This window comes from Methylobacterium sp. CB376 (genome assembly GCF_029714205.1).
Taxonomy (GTDB): domain Bacteria; phylum Pseudomonadota; class Alphaproteobacteria; order Rhizobiales; family Beijerinckiaceae; genus Methylobacterium.
In genome coordinates this window covers 6,970,374-6,988,366 of record NZ_CP121648.1, presented here as the reverse complement: position 1 = coordinate 6,988,366, position 17,993 = coordinate 6,970,374, and the positions used below count along the sequence as shown (strand labels likewise).

The following is a 17,993-nucleotide window of genomic DNA, read 5'->3' as shown; positions in this document are numbered from 1 at the left end:
AGTCGCATGGATGTGCTCGGAAAATTCATTCGCGCCCGCGGCGGTGCGGCCGCCGTCGAGTTCGCCCTGGTGGCGTCGATGCTGACGCTGATGCTCAGCTTCGTGCTGATCCTCGGCCTCAGCCTCTACGTCAATCAGGCCGTCGACCTCGCCACCGCCAAGGCCGCCCGCCAGATCATGACCGGAGCCGTGCAGTCGCAGGCGGCGCAGATGACGCCTTCGCAGTTTCGCGATCAGTTCGTCTGCCCGCCCCTGCCCGCGCTCGTCTCTTGCGACAGCGTGATCGTCAAGCTCTACAAAGTCGAAGTCAAAGCACGCATGGATAATTATTTCCGGTTTCTGACGGATGACTGGAGCTCCCTGAGAATTCCGCAGCCGCTGCCGGGAGACGACGTGTTCCAGCTCGGCATCCAGGGCGATTACCAGTACCTGCTGGTGATCTACCCGATGCCCCTGATCCCGCCGGGCCTCGCCAGCCTGCTGTCGAACCTCACCGCCGTCGCGAACGGCCGGCCGGCGCTCCTCGCGGTCGCGACCGCGGCCTTCCGCAACGAGCAGTACTGATGAGGTCCGCCGCCTCGCGCCTGCAGGGCTTCCGCCGGGACGGCCGCGCGATCGCGGCGGTCGAGTTCGCCCTGCTGCTGCCGCTGCTGCTGCTCATCATCCTGGGCGGGTTCCAGATCGCCGCCTACGCGGACAGCCTCAAGCGGATCGAGCGCATCCCGGCCGCGGTCGGCCAGATGCTGACGCAGGCTCCGCCGCCCGAGCGGTCCGGCTCGATCGCCCAGCTGGGCGCGGGGGAGATCGACGTCGTCATCAGCGCCGCGTCCGTGCTGTTCCCCTACGCCCTGCAGCAGGCGGCCCGGCGCGGCGCGCTCTGGTCCGACGTGATCTCGATCAACGCGGCCAGCGTGGTGTTCACGCCGACCGGGGCGATCTGCAGCGACCCGGCCGACCTGACCCGCTGCTTCACGGCGAGCCTCGCCTGGACGACCGGCCGCCGCGGACCCCACCGCGCCTGCGGAGCGCCGCTGCAGCCCGTCGACAACGATGCCCCGCCCGCGCCGGGCCGCCTGCCCCGCTCGCTGTTCGGGCCGGGCTCGGTGATCGTGGTCGACGTGGTGTTCACCTACGTGCCGGTCTTCGGCTCGTCCTTCGTGCCGCCGGTCCGCATCGCCCGCTCGGCCTATCTGCAGCCGCGCTACGCCAGCCAGATCACCGTCAACCCAACCACCAACGATGGGAGCATCCTCGTATGCTCGGGATCCTGAGGCGCCGCCGCGCGCGCGCGGCGGGCTTCGCCGGCGCGGCGTCCGGCAATGTCAGCCTCATCGTCGCCTTCTCGCTGATCCCCCTGATCGGGATGATCGGGCTCGGCGTCGATTACGGCATGGCGGTCGGGGCCAAGACGAAGCTCGACCACGCCGCGGACGCGGCGGCGCTCGCCGCCGTGGTCACCGCCAAGGCCTACGTGGCCGCCAACGCCAGGAACTGGAACGTCTGGGACATCGCCGTGGCGGAGGGCCAGGCCCGGGCGGCCAACGCCTTCGCGGTCAATGCCGGATCGGTGCCCTTCACGCATTTCGCCCTGGATCCGATCCAGCTCACGCGCAGCGGCCAGACCTTCGAGGCGACGGTGACCTACACGGCGACCGTGTCCAACAATTTCGGGCCGCTCTTCGGCATCCGCACCACCGCGGTCTCGGGCAGGGCGGTGGCGACGACCAGCGTGCCGAGCTACCTCGATTTCTATCTCCTGATCGACGTCTCGGGCTCGATGGGATTGCCCTCGACGACGGACGGGCAGGCGCAGCTCGCGGCCCTCAATCGGATCGACTTTTTCAAGGTTTATCAGCAGGGATGCCAATTCGCCTGCCACTTCCCGGGATTCGTCGGCTACGACCTCGCCGTGTTCAACAACATCCAGCTGCGGTCCGGCGCCGTGAACGTGGCGGTCTGCAACCTCATCAAGCGCGCCGCCCAGCCGGAAGTCGCCAATCAGTACCGGGTCGGGCTGTACCCGTTCATCACCCAGATGGGGACGCTCCAGGACCTGACGGCCGATACCAGCGCCCTCAACCTCAAGGCGGGCTGCGCCGCGTCGAACCCGATGGTGTTCACGCAGCTCCTCGACACGGGCGCCACCCAGCTCGACAGCAACGGCGATCCCTCGACTGGCGTGGGCAGTGGCGGCACGCATTTCGAGACGTCGCTCACGTCCATGCTGGCGACCATCAAGGCGAACGGCTACGGTGACGGCTCAACGCAAATCAAGCCGAAGCCTTTCGTCTTTCTGATCACGGATGGAATGCAGAACAACCAATGGTACTCTATACAGATAAATGGCAAACGCTACTATTCCGGATCTCCATCGAAATTCAGTGCATATCCCGACGCTAATTGGTCGCCGGGCGGATCCGATCCGGTTCCGATGGACTGGGGATACTGCGACACGCTCAGGCAAGCCGGCGTGACGGTGTCCGTCCTGCTGATTCCCTACATCAAGATCGATTTCACGTATGTGAAGAGCGACATCGCCGACGAGAACAACAAGGTCAACGGGTTCAGCTCGGGCCTGCCGGACGTCGCAAGGCAATGCGCCTCGCCGGGCTACTTCCAGATGGCGGACACGCCCGAGGCCATCGACAGGGCGCTCGACGCGATGTTCATGAAGGCGACCCAGGTCGCCCACCTGAAGGAATGAGGCCGGCTGCCTCGATCGCGCGGGATCGGGTGTCATGCGAGATCCGACCGATTGCGTCGCCATGCGGATGTCGGCGTCGCTCACGCGCCGCGCGGGCTTCTCATCCGCTGAACGGACGTGATCGTCCGGATAGCGGATCAGCTGCGGCGGGCGGTGAGGAGCGAGGCGACGAGGACGCCGAGCGCCACGGTGGCGATCAGCAGGGTCGAGATCGCGTTGATCTCCGGCGTCACCCCGAGCCGGACCTGGCTGTAGAGCCGCATCGGCAGGGTGGTGGCGCCCGGCCCCGAGACGAAGCTCGCGATCACGAGGTCGTCCATCGAGAGGGTGAAGGCGAGGAGGAAGCCCGCCGCCACGGCGGGCAGGATCAGCGGCAGGGTCACGGTGCGGAACACCGTGGCCGGGGAGGCGCCGAGATCGGCGGCGGCCTCGAGGAGCGTCCGGTCGAGCCCGCGCAGCCGCGCCTGCACCACCACGGCGACGAAGCAGAGCGTGAAGGTGGCGTGCGCCGCCACGATGGTGAGGAGGCCGCGGTCGATCCCGAGCGCCACGAAGAGCAGCAGCAGGGAGAGGCCGATGATGACCTCCGGCATCACCATCGGGGCGACGAGGAGGCCCGAGAACAGCGCCCGGCCCGGGAAACCGCCGCGCCGGTCGAGGGCGAGGGCCGCCAGCGTGCCGAGCACGGTGGCGAGGCTCGCCGAGGCGAGCGCGACCTTCAGGGTGGTCAGGGTGGCGGCGACGAGGGGCCCGTTCTCGGCGAGGCGCGCGTACCAGCGGGTCGAGAAGCCGCCCCAGACCGTGACGAGCTGGGAGGCGTTGAACGAGGCGGCGACGAGCAGCAGGATCGGCCCGTACAGGAAGGCGAAGCCCAGCACGAGCGCGGCCACGGCGAGGGGGTGCGGGCGGCTCACGGTCGCTCCATCTGGCGGGCCTCGGCCTCGCGGAACAGCACCAGCGGCCCGGCCACGATCAGCAGCATCACCACGGCCACCGCCGCGGCGAGGGGCCAGTCGCGGTTCGAGAAGAACTCGCTCCACAGGACCCGCCCGAGCATCAGCGTGTCGGCGCCGCCGAGCAGGTCCGGGACGATGAACTCGCCGATGATCGGGATGAAGCAGAGCAGCGCCCCGGCCGCGAGGCCCGGGGCCGAGAGCGGCAGGGTCACGGTCAGGAAGGCCGCTTCCCGGCTCGCCCCGAGGTCGCGGGCCGCCTCGATCAGGCCGCGGTCGAGGCGCTCCAGCACCGCGTAGAGCGGCAGCACCATGAAGGGCAGGTAGGCGTAGACGATGCCGATCAGGATCGCGGCCGGCGTGTTCAGGATCGTCAGCGGCTGGGCGACGAGGCCCAGCGCCAGCAGGGCCTGGTTGAGGAAGCCGTCCGCCTTCAGGATCGCGATCCAGGCGTAGACCCGGATCAGGAAGCTCGTCCAGAACGGGATCACCATCAGGGCGACGAGGAGCGGCTGCAGGCGCCGGGGCGCCCGCGCCATGCCGTAGGCGATCGGGTAGCCGACGAGGGCGAGGAGGAGCGTCGCGGCGAGCGCGATCCACAGGGAGGTCAGCGCCGCGTCGAGGTAGAGCGGGTCGGCCGCGAGGGTGCGGTAATTCTCGAAGTCGAGGGCGGCGAGGAAGTCGGACCAGCCGGCCACCCCGGCGTCCCAGTCGAGCACCGGGGTGTAGGGCGGCAGCGCGGTGGCGGGGTCCGAGAGGCTGATCTTGAGGACGATCAGGAAGGGCAGCCCGAAGAACGCGAGAAGCCAGGCGAAGGGCAGGGCCGGCACGGCCGCCCGGGCGAGGGCGTCGCGCAGGCGCCGCCCCGGACGGGCATCGCGGCGGGCATCGGGGCGGCGCGGGGGCCGGCTCACGCGGGCACCAGGGCGGCGGCCTCGGGCGCGAAGCCGAGCCGCACCGCGAGGCCCGGGGCCAAGCCCGGTGCCCCCGCCGGCAGCGCGGCCCGCCATTCCCGCCCGTCGCCGAGCCGCACCCGGTAGACGATCTTCTCGCCCAGGTAGGTCGCGTCCGTGAGGGTGGCGGGGATCCCCTCCCCGTCCGGGCGCAGGACGACGCGCTCGGGGCGCAGCGCCAGCGCGGCCGCGGCCCCCTCCGGCCCGGCCCCGTGATGGTCGGTGCCGGCGAGCGGGCCGAGCGGCGTGTCGAGCCGGCGCGGGCCCGGCCCGCCGGGGCCGAGCCGGCCCTCGATCAGGTTCACGTCGCCGAGGAGCCCGGCGACGTAGCGGGTGGCGGGGCGCTCGTAGAGGTCCGCGGCCGGCCCGACCTGGACGAGGCGGCCGCGATCCATCACGCCGATCCGGTCGGCGAGCACCATCGCCTCCGGCGGGTCGTGGGTGACGACCACGAAGGTCGTGCGCAGCCGGCGCTGGATCGCCCGCAACTCGCCCTGGGTCTGCTCGCGCAGGGTGCGGTCGAGGGCCCCGAGGGGCTCGTCGAGGAGGAGCACGCGCGGGCGCTTGGCGAGGGCCCGGGCGAGGGCGACCCGCTGGCGCTGGCCGCCCGAGAGGCGGTCGGGCCGGCGCGCCTCGAACCCGTCGAGCTGGACCAGCCGCAGCATCTCGGCGACCCGCCCGGCGATCTCGCGCCGGCCGAGCCCCTCCCGGCGCAGGCCGTAGGCGACGTTGTCGGCGACGCTGAGATGCGGGAACAGCGCGTAGGACTGGAACATCATGTTGACCGGCCGGCGATGCGGCGGCACGCCGGTGAGGTCCTGCCCGTCGAGCAGGATGCGCCCCCGCGTCGGCGCCTCGAAGCCCGCGAGCATGCGCAGCAGCGTGGACTTGCCGCAGCCCGACGGGCCGAGCAGGCAGAAGAACTCGCCCGCCGCGAGGTCGAGGCTGACCTCCTCGACCGCCGGGATCGGTCCGAAGCGCTTGGTGACGAACTCGAAGCGGAGCTGGCCGGGCGCGGGGGCGGAGGAATCGGGCTGCAAGGTCGTCCGGTCGGGGCAGGAGAGCCCCTGTTACACGCAAGAACCCGGTCCGCCGTCAAGGCGCGGCGTCCGCCGCCGCGCCGGCCCCGGCGCGGCCCCTCACCGCCCGCCCACGCTCCGCCGCAGGGCGCCGTCGGTGATTCCCTGCAATTTGTCGTCGATGTCCCGGCGGAATCGCCGCGCGTCGTCGGCGATGAGCTGCATCTCGGCGCGCGCGCGCCGCTGCGCTTCCCTGACGGCGGCGTTTCCCTCCAGCGCGTTGCGCCGGTGCCCGGCGGCGTCGGGACCTCGCGAATCGTCGGTCATGCGCCCTCTCCGATCTGCTCCAACTGTACCAGAAGGGTCTCGAACGAGTCGATCGCGAGGCCCGTGACCGCGTCCCGGAAGTCGTCCAGGACCGCGTCGGGGGGGCGCTCGTTGGAGTCGATCGAGACGATGAAGGCGGGGCGCGCAGGGTCCGGCCGCCCGCGGCGGAATATGGGGATGCAGAGCGCCCAATCCATGTCCCGCCAGACCTGCTGCCTGCGATAGCGGTTCGGCCGACCCGGCAGCGCCACGGATTGCGGAAAGGGCACCGTGTGGAACTGCGCCCGACCGCTGGTTCAGGCCAGGCCCGCGACGGTGGCGTCGAGCGGCAGCAGGAGACGCTCGTCGAGATCGGCGTCGTAGCCGGCGCCGTAGCGCAGGCGAAGGGATCGCGCGTGGCCGTCATCCGGCATCGCCAGGGACACGCGCACCCGGCGCGGGCCGGCCCCGCGGCGCGAGGTGCCGTCCAGTCCGGCGAGGATGTCCTCGACCGCCCTCACCATCGTCTCGCAGGCGCGTCGGTACAGGCTCGGCCGCGCGAACAGGCGCAACTCCAGTTCGACATCCGCCGCGATCGTGGACTCGGCCACCTGCCTCAGGGCGGCCTGCCGGCCGAGGTCGAACTGAAGGACGTCGAGATCGGTTCTCAGGGTGATCAATTCCGACCGGCCGACCGCCCGCAGGTTGAGGATCCCGGACCCGAACAGGGCGGTCCGGATCGCGGCCGGCAGCCACGCCGCGCCGCCGAGCTCCTCGTTCTCCGGCACCTCCTCGGCGATCTCGAAGGCCAGGGTCACGGCATCCGGATCGAGGGCGCGCTCCTCGTCGAAGGGCCAGGCGGGCAGGTTCGAGACGATGCCGCCGTCGACGAACACGTCCGCGCCGATCCGCTGCGGCGCGAAGACGATCGGAATGCTGATCGAGGCCGCCACCGCGTCCGCGACGGCGATGTCGGGCGTCGTCTCCGCCGAGAAGAGCGTGAGTTGCCGCGTCGAGAGATTCGCTCCGACGATCTTGAGCGGCAGGAGATGCCCGCCGTCGAAGTCCCGCAGCCTCACGATCCGGTCCGGTTCCGCCGGGAACGCGCGCGCCGCGATGACCCGGCCGAGGGCGCCCTTGAAGCGCTCCAGGCGCGAGAGCCCGGCGAGCCCGGCCCGGATGCGCCGGAAGACGATGCCGCAGGTTGCGAGCCACAGCCCCCAGAGGATCAGCGCCGCGGCGACGTTCGCCATCGCGGCGCACAGGAACGAGCCGAGGAGGAGGAGGGTGACCGAGAGGGCCGCCGCGACCGCGACCCGCGCGAGGCCGCAGCGGAGCAACGCGCGCAGGCGCGCCACGCGCGCCCATCCGCCTTCCCCGAACAGCGCCGGCGCCGTGGACAGGGCCGCATCGATGCGGGCCAGTTCGTCGAGGATGGTGCGTCCGGTGATCGGGTCGGCCATGTCGTCGGCCGAGAAGCCGCTGGCCTTCAGCGCCGCCACGATGGCGCCGGCGGAGGTCCCGGCGACTCCGCGGATGTCCACGGCCCTGGTTTCGAGGGCCTTCAGGGCCCCTACGTGGACCAATCCCTTCGCGCCGCCCCCGGCGAACGCGACGAAGGCCGGAATCTCGGGCACGGGCCGATCCGCCATCGGCGCGCCTGCCTCGGCAGCCGTCTTCCCCAGAGGAAGCGCCGGATCTTTCGGGACGCGATTCGACACCGCACGATCGTGCGCCAGCGTGGCCGGACGGACAACCGCTCGTCCGGAGCCGATCTCCGGGAGCGAGGCATCGACGGCCGGGCGGACGCCGCCGCCCGTGGCGCGGGCCCGGCCGCCGGGCCGCTTTCGCGGTCGCTCTCCCCCGTTCGGGGGACGACGGCGCCGCGCCCGCCCGCTATGCCGGGACGTCTTCATCCGACACGCGACTTGAGCCCGCCCCGGCCCCGGCCAGGGCGGGCTCCCCTTCGCCCGGCACATCGACGCTCCGTCGGTGTCCGGGGTGCCGGTCCGATCCGGCGCTGTCGCGACGTGCGGATCGCGAGACCGCACGGATTCAGCCTCCGGACCCCGCCCGTCGGGACCCTTTTGCGGGATCCTCAGGACCCGCCGCGGGAGCGTCAGGACCCGCCGCAATGGGCCCGGATGATCCCGTCGAAGGCGGGGAACGGCTGTCCGGAGGCGCCGAAGGGCGAGAAGACCATGTCCTGCTCGGGCACGGCCGCGAAGGTCCGGAATTCCGTCGGCAGGCCGAGGCCGTCGCGGGTGCGGATCTCGCCGCACAGGATCACGGGCGGTCCCTCACGCCGCCGCAGGCGGCGCAGCTGCACCGCGGCGGGGTCGTGCGATTCGCCGTTGAGGTTGCGCAGGACCATGGCGAGTTCGGCGGGCGGGAGCGCCTCGCCGCTCCCGTCGACCACGGTCTGGGCCGATCCCGCCCCCGCGCAAAGGAGCAGCGTCGCCGCCCAGAGGAGGCGGAGCGTGCGCAATGCCATGGCGGGCCTCCGAGCCGGCCCCGAAGCGCCGTTCGTCCCATTCTCGCTCCCGCGCCGCGCGGAGGGAAGCCTTCCCGCGCCCGCGCCTCGGACCAAGGTGGGGGGCGGCGATATCTTGCCGCTGACGCGATCGGGCGCGTATTCGAGAGTTGACACGCGTCGATCCCGCGCCGCTGTCCTCGATCACGGTGGGATCCGCACTCTCCTCCCGAGACGTGTCGCGACTTGGCGTCTCTCTCCCGGGCGGGAGGGGGACGCCCTCTCGGCCCCTCACCCGTCGAGGATGACCCGGTTCGGCAACTCGTCCGGATCGCCCGGCCCGGCCGGCGCCGCGGCGGCGAGGCGCTCGCCGAGGCGCGCCAGAATCGCGACGAGGCCGGCCTCCGCCTCGCCGCGGCGCAGGGAGGCGGCGAGGTCGGCGAGGAGATCGGTCCAGGCCTGCGGCCCGATCCGCGCCAGCAGGCCCTCATCCGCCACGATCTCGGCGTGCCGCTCGGCCAGCGACAGGAAGAGGAGCAGGCCGGTGCGGCCGCGCGTGCGGGTGAGGCCCCGCGACCGGAAGGCGAAGAGCGCCGCCTCGCGCACCCGCGCCCGCCGCAGCGACCGGGGCACCAGGGCGAGGTGCAGCCGCTCCGACAGGCTGAGCGCCAGGATCAGCGCCACGGCGCCGGCCTGGGTCAGGAGGATCCGGCCCGCGCTCCAGGGCGTGAGCAGCAGGAGCGCCCAGGGCAGGAGGAGCCCGGCGAGGAGGGCCGCGGTGAGCACGAGGGAGCGGTAGCGCCCGGCGCGCGCGCTCACCATCACGACGATCTCGGCCGAGGTGCCGGCCTCCGCCCGCGCCACGGCCGCGGCGATCCGCGCGCAGGCCTCCGGGCCGAGGAGGTCGGCGGGCCTACCAGTCACCGGACGCTCCCCCGCCGCCCGAGGAGCCGCCCCCGCCCGAGAACCCGCCCGAGAAGCCCCCAGACGAGCCGCCCCCGCTCCAGCCGCCGCTCCAGCCGCCGGAGCCGGGGCCGGGCAGGACGACGAGTCCGCCGCGCCCGGCCCGGTTCATCCGCCACAGCACGACGATCACCACGAGGATCAGCAGGAGGAAGAGCAGGACCTGGGCGGGGTCGACCTCGTCGGAGCGCACCTGCGGCCTGCGCTGCCAGTCCTGCGCGTCGCCCGCCAGGATCGACAGGATGCCATCCACGCCGGCCTCGATCCCGCCCGCGAAGTCGCCGCTCTTGAAGCGCGGCGTGACCGCGCTCGCGATCAGCACCTTGGTGAGGGCGTCGGTGAGCGCGCCTTCGAGCCCGTAGCCGACCTCGATGCGCACCTTGCGCTCCCGCGGGGCCACCAGCAGGAGGACGCCGTTGTTGGTCTTGGCCTGACCGAGCTTCCAGCTGCGGAAGAGCTGGTTGGCGTAATCCTCGACGCTGGTGCCCTGCAGGCTCGGCACCGTCGCCACCACGACCTGGTCGGAGGTCTTGTCCTCGTGGGCCTTGAGCTTGGCATCGAGGGCGTCGCGCCGCGCGGGGCCGAGCAGCCCGGCCGCATCGACCACCCGGCCGGTGAGCGCCGGGAAGGACAGCTCGGCCGCGCGGGTGGCCGCCGGACGCAGCGCGGCGAGGAGCAGGATGCACAGGACGAGCCCGCGGAGGAGCCGCCCGCGGGGATCGGGCCGGATCGGCAGGGCAGCGGGCACGGCCCGGTGCCTAGAGCAGCACCCGATCACGTTGCAATCGGGTGCTGCTCTAGGTCTTTGATCTTGCCGCGTTTTCTGCGACGAACCGGCATCCACTTCGTCGGAAAATGCTCTAGAGGCTGCCATGGCCCGCAGACCGGTGTTGTGTCGCGTCAGCGACGTCCGGCCCACCAGGAGGCCGGACGCCGCGGATGGCGTCGCTGACGCGACCCTTCGGGCTGGCCGGGGTCGGGCGCCGGGTGCGTCGCCGCGCCTGGCCGGGAGCCCCGCTCCCGGCTGCACGCGGCTCCTGCCCGGCGCCCGACCCTGGCCAGCACAACACCGGTCTGCGGGCCATGGCAGCCTCTAGAACTTTACGTTCGGCGGGCGCGCGGCGTCGGGCGTCGCCGTGAAGGTCTCCATCGGCTTCGCATCGGGATAGAGGATCCCGGCGATCCAGCGCCCCGGGATCGTGCGCACCTCGGTGTTGTAGGCCCGCACCGCCGCGATGTAGTCGCGCCGCGCCACCGCGATCCGGTTCTCGGTGCCTTCGAGCTGCGATTGCAGGGCGAGGAAGTTCTGGTTCGACTTGAGGTCGGGGTAGCGCTCGACCGTGACCAGGAGCCGCCCCAGCGCCCCCGAGAGCTGGTTCTGCGCGTCCTGGAACTCCTTGAACTTCTGCGGGTCGCTGACCGTGCCGGCATCGACCTTGACGCTCGTGGCCTTGGCGCGGGCCTCGGTGACGCCGATCAGGACGTCCTTCTCCTGCTGCGCGTAGCCCTTCACGGTCTCGACGAGGTTCGGGATCAGGTCGGTGCGGCGCTGATACTGGTTCTGGACCTCGCTCCAGGCGGATTTCGCCTGCTCCTCCAGGACCGGCACCCGGTTGACGGCACCGCAGCCCGAGAGGCCGCCCGCCACCGCGACGAGGGCGAGGGCGCCGACGACCCGGGACGGCCAGATCCTGGACGGCGAAGTCCTGGACGGCGAAGTCCGGGACGGCCGAGATTGAGATGGCCGGGATTGAGATGGCCGGGATTGAGACGGCCGGGATTGAGACGGCAAGGAGCGGGCGTCCCGGACGCCCCCGTTCCGCTTCGCGCTCATGCCCTGCCCTCCTGCCGGATGCGCCCGGCCCCACCCGGAGCCGCCGCCTCCCGCTTGCCCGCGCCCGCGCGCAGCGTCAAGGCGCCGAGCCCGGGTGACAGACCGCCCGGGAAGGCGCAGTCTGGCGTCCGGTCAGGGGCGGCGAACGGCCCCGCCGGGGGGGCGAACGGAGGGCGGGATGCCACGCTACCATTTCGACGTGCAATCCGGATCGGGCGTCGTCTGTCAGGACTTTTTCGGGATCGACTGCCCCGACGACGCGGCGGCCCTGGCGCTCGCGCGCCACGGGGCCGGCTTCACCTCGCACGACGAATGCGCCCGCAACCCCCAGCTCGCCCGCTACCGCTTCGCGGTGACGGACGAGGCGCACCGCCCGCTCTTCACGGTGCCCTTCACCGAGCTGGAGCCCGATCCCCGGCCCCGGCGCAGCCGCGTGAACCTGGCCTGAGACGGGACGGGGGCGCCCCGGGCGGCGCCCTCACGCCGTCAGGGCGACGAGCCGCGCGGCGGTCAGGAAATCCTGCTTGCGCAGCGCCCGGCGCGCCTCGGCCTCCTCGTCGCGTCCCCAGACGCTCGCCTGGAAGGTCTCGTCGACATGCGCCGCCTCCCAGGCCTCCTCGGCCGTCAGGCGTCCGCGCAGCACCGCGAGGGCGAGCAGGACCGAGCCGGTGAGCGTCGTCATGACGTGCAGCCCGGTGAGCGCGAGCGGGCTCTCGACCGCCTCGACCGCCCGGCGCACCGCCTCTAGCGAGCCGGCCGGCTGGGCCACGTGCATCACGCCCTCGCTCAGCACGATGAGCGCGCCGAGTTCGTCGCGCGCCCAGTCGAGCACCGGATCCCAGGCCGCCGCCTGGCTCGCCACCAGCCGCGCCGGGTCGCCCGCCCGATAGGCGAGGAGGTCGGAGCCCGCATAGGCCGCGATGTCCTGCACCACCGCCTCGCGCCGCTCGGCGACGCCGTCGAGGGCCGTGTTGACGAGGCGGGTGAGCGGCATGCGGGCCGGGTCGATCACCTCCGCCTGCGCCCCCCATTCCTCGGCCAGCGCCCGGGCCACGGCCGGCTGCGGCACCGCGACGACGCGCCGGCCGGGGGTGCGGGCCGGGCGCCCGTCGAGGACGAGCCGGTGCCCGTCCTCGGCCTCGGCGGTCCCGGCCTCGGCGTAGAAGCGCTTGGGCAGGGCGGGCCTGCTCGCCGTCCGGGCGGCGCGGAGGGGATCGGGATTCGGCTCGGGCTGGCCCAGCCAGTCGCGGAGGGTGTCGTCGCTCATCGGATCGAGATAGGCGGGAGCGGGCCGGAATGCGAGGCTCCGGGTTCCGCTACACCCCCGCTCGCCCCTCCAGCACCGTGCCGAGCTCCGCGTAGGAGGTCACCACCTCCTGGGCGCCGGCGGCGGTGAGGGCCTCCGGGGTGTGGTAGCCCCAGGCGACGCCGATCGGGACCACCTTGGCGCCGCGGGCCATCAGCATGTCGTAGGTCGTGTCGCCGATCATCAGCGTGTCGGCGGCGGAGAGGCCCACCTCGCCCATCGCCTGTTCCAGCATCGCCGGGTGGGGCTTTGAGGGCGCGTCGTCGGCGGTCTGCACGGTCGCGAACCAGCCCTCCCAGCCATAGGCCCGGATCAGGTGGTCGACGCCGCGGCGGGACTTGCCGGTGGCGATGCCGAGCTGCACCTCGGGCTGCCGGTGGAGCCGGGCCAGCAGCTCCGCCGCCCCCGGGAAGAGCGGCTCGCGCAGGGCGGCCTCGGCGCGAAGCCGGTGGAAGGCCTCCTTGTAATGGGCGGCGAGCGCCGTCACGGGCCCGTCCGCCCCGACCAGGGCCGTGAAGGCCTGGGGCAGCGAGAGCCCGACCACCGAGAGCGCCCGCGCGCGGCTCGGCGCCGGCAGCCCGACCGCCGCGAAGGCCGCCTCCTGCGCCGCCACGATCAGGTGCTGGCTGTCGACGAGGGTGCCGTCGACGTCGAAGACGATGAGGATCACGCGCAGCCGCCGTCCGTTCCGCCGCCGCCGTCAGGACCGCGGGCGCCCCTCCGCGCCGCGGGGCGGCGTGCCCGGCTGGATCCGCTCATAACCCAGGCGGCAGCGGATCAGGAAGCGGCGGCGTGCCCCACCCCGCAGGTTGCGCCGCAGGGCGGCCCGATTGCAGGCCGCGTAGGAGATCCGCCGCTTGAGGCGCTGGCCCGCGGCGGGCCGCCCCCTCCGCCCGCGCGCCCGCCTGCGCCGGGGCGCCCGGGGCCGCCTGCGGCGGCAGGGGATGGGGTGGGGCCTGCGCCTGCGGCGGCGGGGACTGGGGTGGGGCCGCCTGCGGCGGCAGGGGATGGGGTGGGGCCGCCTGCGGCGGCCCGGGCTGCGGCGGGGCCGTCTGCGGGCTGGTCGCCTGCGTGGTCTCGGGCCGGGCCGCCGGGGCCGGCGGCTGCTGTGCCCGGGAGACAGCCGGTGCCAGCGCGGCTGCGGCGAGGAGGCCGAGAAGGCCGAGCGCGGCAGGTCTCATCGGGGCAGGTCTCATCGGGCGAGGTCGCATGGGCGTCGGGCTCTCTCGCGAGGGGGGAAGATCTGGCCGCCCGACGGCGCCAGCGGCAAGAATAAGGCGCCGGGCGGTCCTGCCAAGACCCGTCCGACCACCCGTCCGACGACCCGTCCGATCGGGCGGCAGCCGGGCCGCGCCCGGGGCCGATCAGCCCTCGGGCGCCTCCACGATCGGGTCGTAGCGGCCCGCGTCGAAGCCGAGCAGGTTCCAGCTCTGGGCCATGTGCGGCGGCAGCGGCGCGGTGACGTCGACCGGCTTGTTGGTGCGGGGATGCGGGATGACGATGCGGCGCGCCAGCAGGTGCAGGCGGTTCTGCAGGCCCCCGGGCAATTCCCAATTCTCGATGTCGAAGTATTTCGGGTCGCCGACCAGCGGGTGGCCGATATGGGCGGCGTGGGCCCGCAGCTGGTGGGTGCGCCCGGTCACCGGCTTCAGCGACAGCCAGGAGAGCTTCTGCCCGGCCTGGTCGACCACCGCGTAATAGGTCAGCGCGTGGCTCGCCCCCTCGTCCCCGTGCTGGGCGACGCGCATGCGCGCATCGGCCTCGCCGACCTCCTCCTTGGCGAGGTAGGTCGAGACGCGGCCCTGGCGGACCTTCGGCACGCCCGCGGCGAGCGCCCAGTAGATCTTGCGCGCCGCACGCGACCGGAAGGTTTTGGCGAGCGTCGCGGCGGCGAGCCGGGTCTTGGCGATGACGAGGCAGCCGGCCGTGTCCTTGTCGAGGCGGTGGACGAGGCGCGGCTTCTGCCCGTCCGGCGCGCGCAGGGCCTCCAGCAGGCCGTCCACGTGGCGCTTGGTGCCCGAGCCGCCCTGCACCGCGAGGCCGTAGGGCTTGTTGAGCACCATCATGTCCTGGTCCTCGTAGAGCACCAGGGAGCGCAGATAGGCGAGGTCGCTCTCGGCCCGGGCCGGGCTCGGGCCGGGCTTGGCCGCGTCGAGCTTGAGCGGCGGCACCCGCACGCTCGCCCCCGGCTCGACCCGGTCGGCGGCCTTCGCGCGCTTGCCGTTGACCCGCAATTCGCCCTTGCGCACGAGGCTCTGGATGCGGGTGAAGGGCAGCTGCGGGAAGCGCGCCGACAGGAAGCGGTCGATGCGCATCCCGGCCTCGTCGGGCGTCACCTCCAGGGTCTGCACGCCGGTGGCGAGGGCGGCGGCGGTCGCCTCGCGGGTCTCCCGGCGGGTCGGGGCGGGGGCGGCGGGCCGCGGCGGCCGGGCCGGCGGCGCGGCCGCGCGGGGAGCCCGGGGCGGGCGCGGGGGCTTGGTCGCCGAAGTCTTGGCCGCCGAAGACCTGGCCGCCGAAGTCTTGGCCGCCGGAGACTTGGCCGCCGAAGACTTGGCCGCCGGAGACTTGGCCGCCGGAGACTTGGCCGCCGGGATCGCCTCGCCCTGGTCCCAGGGGGCGGCATCGCCGAGGTCTCGGCCGCCGGCGGCGCGTTCGGCGGCGTCGCGGGCGGTGTTGCGCGGCCCGGTGCGCGCCCGCGCGGGCGGGCGCCCGGGCTTCGGGCGCCCGGCATCGGCGCGCGCGCGTCCGCCGCGGGAAGGGGGTTTTCCGGTCATGCGGGGCTCCTAGCACCCGGTCCGGGCCCCGGCAAACCCGGCCTCTCATCCGCCATCCGGTTGATGGCTTCGCCATCTCCGATTTCGGCCATGCGGATGGCGGCTTCGCTCAGGCGCCGCGCACAGGCGCCGCGCAGGCTGGTGATCCGGGACCCGCTTCGATCAAGCCGATCCCGGATCAGGCGCAGGGCGTGCGCACAAACCCTTCGAGCCGGGGCGGATAGACGGGCATCGGCGGCCGCGCCTCGACCCCGAAGCGGCGCACCACGTCGGCGGCGAGGCCGCGGAAATCGTCCACCGCCCGGGCGCGGTCGCGGTGGCGCCGCAGGGGCCGGCGGCGGGCGAAGGCCTCGCTCACCGCCACGTCCACCCGCACCCCGCGGATCATCTGGCCGGGGCCGAAATCCGTGCGCAGCCGGCCCAGCACCTCCTTCTCGACGTTGGAGCGCAGGTCGATGCGCATCGGCGCGATGGCGAAGCCGAGTTCCGCGGCGCCGAATTGCAGCATCATCCGGTGATAGGAGCGGGCGAATTGCCGGACGCCCTCCAGGCCGAGGGGATCGAGGGTGGTGGGGATGACGACGCCGTCGCTCGCCATCAGGGCGCAGACGGTGAGCGCCGCGGCGGCGGGCGGCACGTCGATCAGCATGAGGTCGTAATCGGCCCGCAGCGGCCACAGGGCGTCGTCCAGGCAGCGGATGCCCTGGGCGGTGATCTGCCCGTCGAAGCCGCGGTCGGCCGGCAGGAGGTCGACCTCGTCCTCCTCGCTGCGCAGGACCGCCTCCCGGAGGTCCACCCGCCGGCCGAGGAGCGGCGCGTGGCTGTTCCCGCGGCCGAGCCGGGCCGCGAGCCCGAAGCCGAACCCGGCATGTCCCTGAGGATCGAGGTCGATCACCAGCACGCGGAACCCCTCGGCCGCGAGATCCGCCGCGAGGTTCACCGCCACGGTCGACTTCCCGGTCCCGCCCTTGCAATTGGCGCTCGAGAGAACGCGAGCGCTCATGTGGGGGCGGTCTCCCGAACGGCGCCGCCGGCCGTCTGTTGTCTGGTTCTGATCATCGTCCGCCCCAATCTGACGTTAGGGAGGGTGCCCGTCAACTTGGTAAGCGAGGATGGTTCACGAAACCTTCACAGAGCGGCGCTATTCGCCCTGTTTCCGCCGACCGCGCTCCGCCTCCCACCATTGCAGCCGCTCGGCGATGCGCCGCTCGAAGCCGCGCTCGGTCGGGGCGTAGAAGTGCTGGCGGCCGAGGCGCTCGGGCCAGTAATCCTGCCCCGAGAAGGCGTCGGGCTCGTCGTGGTCGTAGCGGTAGCCCTCGCCGTAGCCGAGCCGGCGCATCAGCTTGGTGGGGGCGTTGAGGATGGTGCGCGGCGGCGGCAGGGAGCCGTGCTCCTTGGCCACCCGCGTGGCGGCCTTGTAGGCGGTGTAGACCGCGTTCGATTTCGGCGCGGTGGCGAGGTAGACGGTCGCCTGGGCGAGGGCCAGTTCCCCCTCGGGCGAGCCCAGGAAATCGAAGGCCTCCTTGGCGGCGTTCGCCACCGCGAGCGCCTGCGGGTCGGCGAGGCCCACATCCTCCACCGCCGCGCGCACCAGGCGGCGGGCGATGAACAGGCGGTCCTCGCCCGCGTCGAGCATCCGGCAGAGATAGTAGAGCGCCGCGTCCGGGTCCGAGCCGCGGATCGTCTTGTGCAGGGCGCTGATCAGGTTGTAGTGCCCCTCCTGGGCCTTGTCGTAGACGGGGGCACGGCGCTGGATCAGCGCCTGCAGCGCCTCGGGGGTGAGCACCTCGTCGCCGGCCGTCGAACGCCAGATCTCCTCGGCGAGGGTCAGCGCCGCGCGCCCGTCGCCGTCCGCCATCCGCAGCAGCACCGCGCGGGCCTCGGGATCGAGGGGCAGCGGCCGGCCCTCCGCCGCCTCGGCCCGGTCGAGCAGCTTGCCGATCGCCGCCTCGTCGAGGGCGCGGAAGACCAGAACCCGGGCCCGCGACAGGAGCGCGGCGTTGAGTTCGAAGGAGGGGTTCTCCGTCGTGGCGCCGACGAGCGTCACGGTCCCGTCCTCGGTCACCGGCAGGAAGGCGTCGAGCTGGGCGCGGTTGAAGCGGTGGATCTCGTCGACGAAGAGCAGCGTGCCCTGCCCGGCCGCCCGCCGGGCGCGCGCCGCCTCGAACACCTTGCGCAGCTCGGCGACGCCCGAGAAGATCGCCGAGATCTGCTCGAAATGCAGCGCCGTCTCGCGGGCGAGGAGCCGCGCCACCGTGGTCTTGCCGGTGCCGGGCGGTCCCCACAGGATCAGCGAGCCGAGGCTCCCGCCGCGCAGGAGGCGGGTGAGCGCGCCGCCCTCCCCGGTCAGGTGCTCCTGGCCCACCACCTCGGCGAGGCTGGTGGGGCGCAGGCGGTCGGCGAGCGGCCGGGGGGCGCCGGCGGCGAGCCCGGCGGCGGCGAAGAGGTCGGACATGCCCGCATCAAGACCGGCCGGACCCGCCGCCGCAAGGGCCGGGCGCCGCGAAGCGGTTGACGGGCGGCGCCAGGCGATCCGGCGGCACGGCGCGGCTCCCGGTCCGCCGATCCCGGGACGGCAGCGGCCGGAACCGCGGACTCGAAGCATCTCCGCCCGCCTGGAGCCCTCGGCAGCCATGTCTCCTCGGCAAGACCCCCGGTTTTCGGTCGCGACGACCCGCTTAAGCTTTTGTTAACCACCCCCACCCATC

Annotated in this window: 19 protein-coding genes; 4 read left to right on the top strand and 15 right to left on the bottom strand. The window is 73.1% G+C overall.

What is annotated here, in order from left to right; all coding sequences use genetic code 11:
* Nucleotides 1–6: 6 nt before the first annotated feature.
* Genes QA634_RS32245 through QA634_RS32235 form a run of 3 tightly spaced genes read left to right on the top strand, consistent with a single transcriptional unit; the run spans nucleotide 7 to nucleotide 2,704 of the window.
* Complete coding sequence (locus tag QA634_RS32245) at nucleotides 7–564, top strand: TadE/TadG family type IV pilus assembly protein (RefSeq protein WP_012336026.1); 558 nt, start codon at nucleotides 7–9, stop codon at nucleotides 562–564.
* Nucleotides 564–1,271, top strand: coding sequence for a TadE/TadG family type IV pilus assembly protein (locus tag QA634_RS32240; RefSeq protein WP_012336025.1), 708 nt, complete (start codon nucleotides 564–566; stop codon nucleotides 1,269–1,271). The genes QA634_RS32245 and QA634_RS32240 overlap by 1 nt, the downstream gene beginning before the upstream one ends.
* The gene (locus QA634_RS32235; protein ID WP_012336024.1) at nucleotides 1,256–2,704 is read left to right on the top strand and encodes a pilus assembly protein TadG-related protein; all 1,449 of its coding nucleotides are present in this window, start codon (nucleotides 1,256–1,258) and stop codon (nucleotides 2,702–2,704) included. Before QA634_RS32240 ends, QA634_RS32235 begins: the two co-directional genes overlap by 16 nt.
* 137 nt (nucleotides 2,705–2,841) lie before the next feature.
* Here QA634_RS32235 and QA634_RS32230 read toward each other — a convergent pair whose 3' ends face one another.
* From QA634_RS32230 to QA634_RS32185, 10 genes are all read right to left on the bottom strand, one after another.
* Nucleotides 2,842–3,618 carry an ABC transporter permease gene (locus QA634_RS32230; protein WP_012336023.1) on the bottom strand — a complete coding sequence of 259 codons (777 nt, stop codon included), beginning with the start codon at nucleotides 3,616–3,618 and terminating at the stop codon, nucleotides 2,842–2,844.
* On the bottom strand, nucleotides 3,615–4,571 hold the full coding sequence (locus QA634_RS32225) for an ABC transporter permease subunit (protein ID WP_012336022.1): 957 nt from the start codon (nucleotides 4,569–4,571) through the stop codon (nucleotides 3,615–3,617). Before QA634_RS32225 ends, QA634_RS32230 begins: the two co-directional genes overlap by 4 nt.
* Complete coding sequence (locus QA634_RS32220; protein ID WP_012336021.1) at nucleotides 4,568–5,650, bottom strand: ABC transporter ATP-binding protein; 1,083 nt, start codon at nucleotides 5,648–5,650, stop codon at nucleotides 4,568–4,570. Before QA634_RS32220 ends, QA634_RS32225 begins: the two co-directional genes overlap by 4 nt.
* A 99-nt stretch (nucleotides 5,651–5,749) precedes the next feature.
* A complete protein-coding gene (locus QA634_RS32215; protein WP_012336020.1) occupies nucleotides 5,750–5,956 on the bottom strand; it encodes a hypothetical protein in 207 nt (68 codons plus the stop codon).
* Nucleotides 5,953–6,153 carry a hypothetical protein gene (locus QA634_RS32210; RefSeq protein ID WP_043701808.1) on the bottom strand — a complete coding sequence of 67 codons (201 nt, stop codon included), beginning with the start codon at nucleotides 6,151–6,153 and terminating at the stop codon, nucleotides 5,953–5,955. The genes QA634_RS32215 and QA634_RS32210 overlap by 4 nt, the downstream gene beginning before the upstream one ends.
* A gap of 99 nt (nucleotides 6,154–6,252) precedes the next feature.
* Complete coding sequence (locus QA634_RS32205; RefSeq protein ID WP_168169180.1) at nucleotides 6,253–7,572, bottom strand: patatin-like phospholipase family protein; 1,320 nt, start codon at nucleotides 7,570–7,572, stop codon at nucleotides 6,253–6,255.
* Between the two features lie 482 nt (nucleotides 7,573–8,054).
* Nucleotides 8,055–8,429: a hypothetical protein gene (locus tag QA634_RS32200; protein WP_012336017.1), complete on the bottom strand. Its 375-nt coding sequence runs from the start codon at nucleotides 8,427–8,429 to the stop codon at nucleotides 8,055–8,057.
* A gap of 270 nt (nucleotides 8,430–8,699) precedes the next feature.
* Nucleotides 8,700–9,332: a TPM domain-containing protein gene (locus tag QA634_RS32195; protein WP_012336016.1), complete on the bottom strand. Its 633-nt coding sequence runs from the start codon at nucleotides 9,330–9,332 to the stop codon at nucleotides 8,700–8,702.
* Entirely contained in the window at nucleotides 9,322–10,119 is a 798-nt protein-coding gene (locus QA634_RS32190) for a TPM domain-containing protein (RefSeq protein ID WP_012336015.1), read from the bottom strand. The genes QA634_RS32195 and QA634_RS32190 overlap by 11 nt, the downstream gene beginning before the upstream one ends.
* Before the next feature lie 345 nt (nucleotides 10,120–10,464).
* Nucleotides 10,465–11,061: a LemA family protein gene (locus QA634_RS32185; RefSeq protein ID WP_051086613.1), complete on the bottom strand. Its 597-nt coding sequence runs from the start codon at nucleotides 11,059–11,061 to the stop codon at nucleotides 10,465–10,467.
* Between the two features lie 322 nt (nucleotides 11,062–11,383).
* Here QA634_RS32185 and QA634_RS32180 point away from each other — a divergent pair, with 322 nt between their 5' ends.
* Nucleotides 11,384–11,653: a DUF6894 family protein gene (locus QA634_RS32180; RefSeq protein WP_012336013.1), complete on the top strand. Its 270-nt coding sequence runs from the start codon at nucleotides 11,384–11,386 to the stop codon at nucleotides 11,651–11,653.
* Nucleotides 11,654–11,683: 30 nt separating this feature from the next.
* On the opposite strand, the gene QA634_RS32175 is transcribed toward QA634_RS32180, so the two are convergent.
* From QA634_RS32175 to QA634_RS32155, 5 genes are all read right to left on the bottom strand, one after another.
* On the bottom strand, nucleotides 11,684–12,472 hold the full coding sequence (locus QA634_RS32175) for an ATP12 family chaperone protein (protein WP_012336012.1): 789 nt from the start codon (nucleotides 12,470–12,472) through the stop codon (nucleotides 11,684–11,686).
* 49 nt (nucleotides 12,473–12,521) lie between these two features.
* Nucleotides 12,522–13,181 carry an HAD-IA family hydrolase gene (locus QA634_RS32170; protein WP_012336011.1) on the bottom strand — a complete coding sequence of 220 codons (660 nt, stop codon included), beginning with the start codon at nucleotides 13,179–13,181 and terminating at the stop codon, nucleotides 12,522–12,524.
* 694 nt (nucleotides 13,182–13,875) lie between these two features.
* The gene (locus QA634_RS32165; protein WP_012336009.1) at nucleotides 13,876–15,285 is read right to left on the bottom strand and encodes an RluA family pseudouridine synthase; all 1,410 of its coding nucleotides are present in this window, start codon (nucleotides 15,283–15,285) and stop codon (nucleotides 13,876–13,878) included.
* A 178-nt stretch (nucleotides 15,286–15,463) separates the two neighbouring features.
* Complete coding sequence (locus tag QA634_RS32160; RefSeq protein WP_012336008.1) at nucleotides 15,464–16,288, bottom strand: ParA family protein; 825 nt, start codon at nucleotides 16,286–16,288, stop codon at nucleotides 15,464–15,466.
* Between the two features lie 138 nt (nucleotides 16,289–16,426).
* Nucleotides 16,427–17,740, bottom strand: coding sequence for a replication-associated recombination protein A (locus QA634_RS32155; protein WP_012336007.1), 1,314 nt, complete (start codon nucleotides 17,738–17,740; stop codon nucleotides 16,427–16,429).
* Nucleotides 17,741–17,993 lie beyond the last annotated feature (253 nt).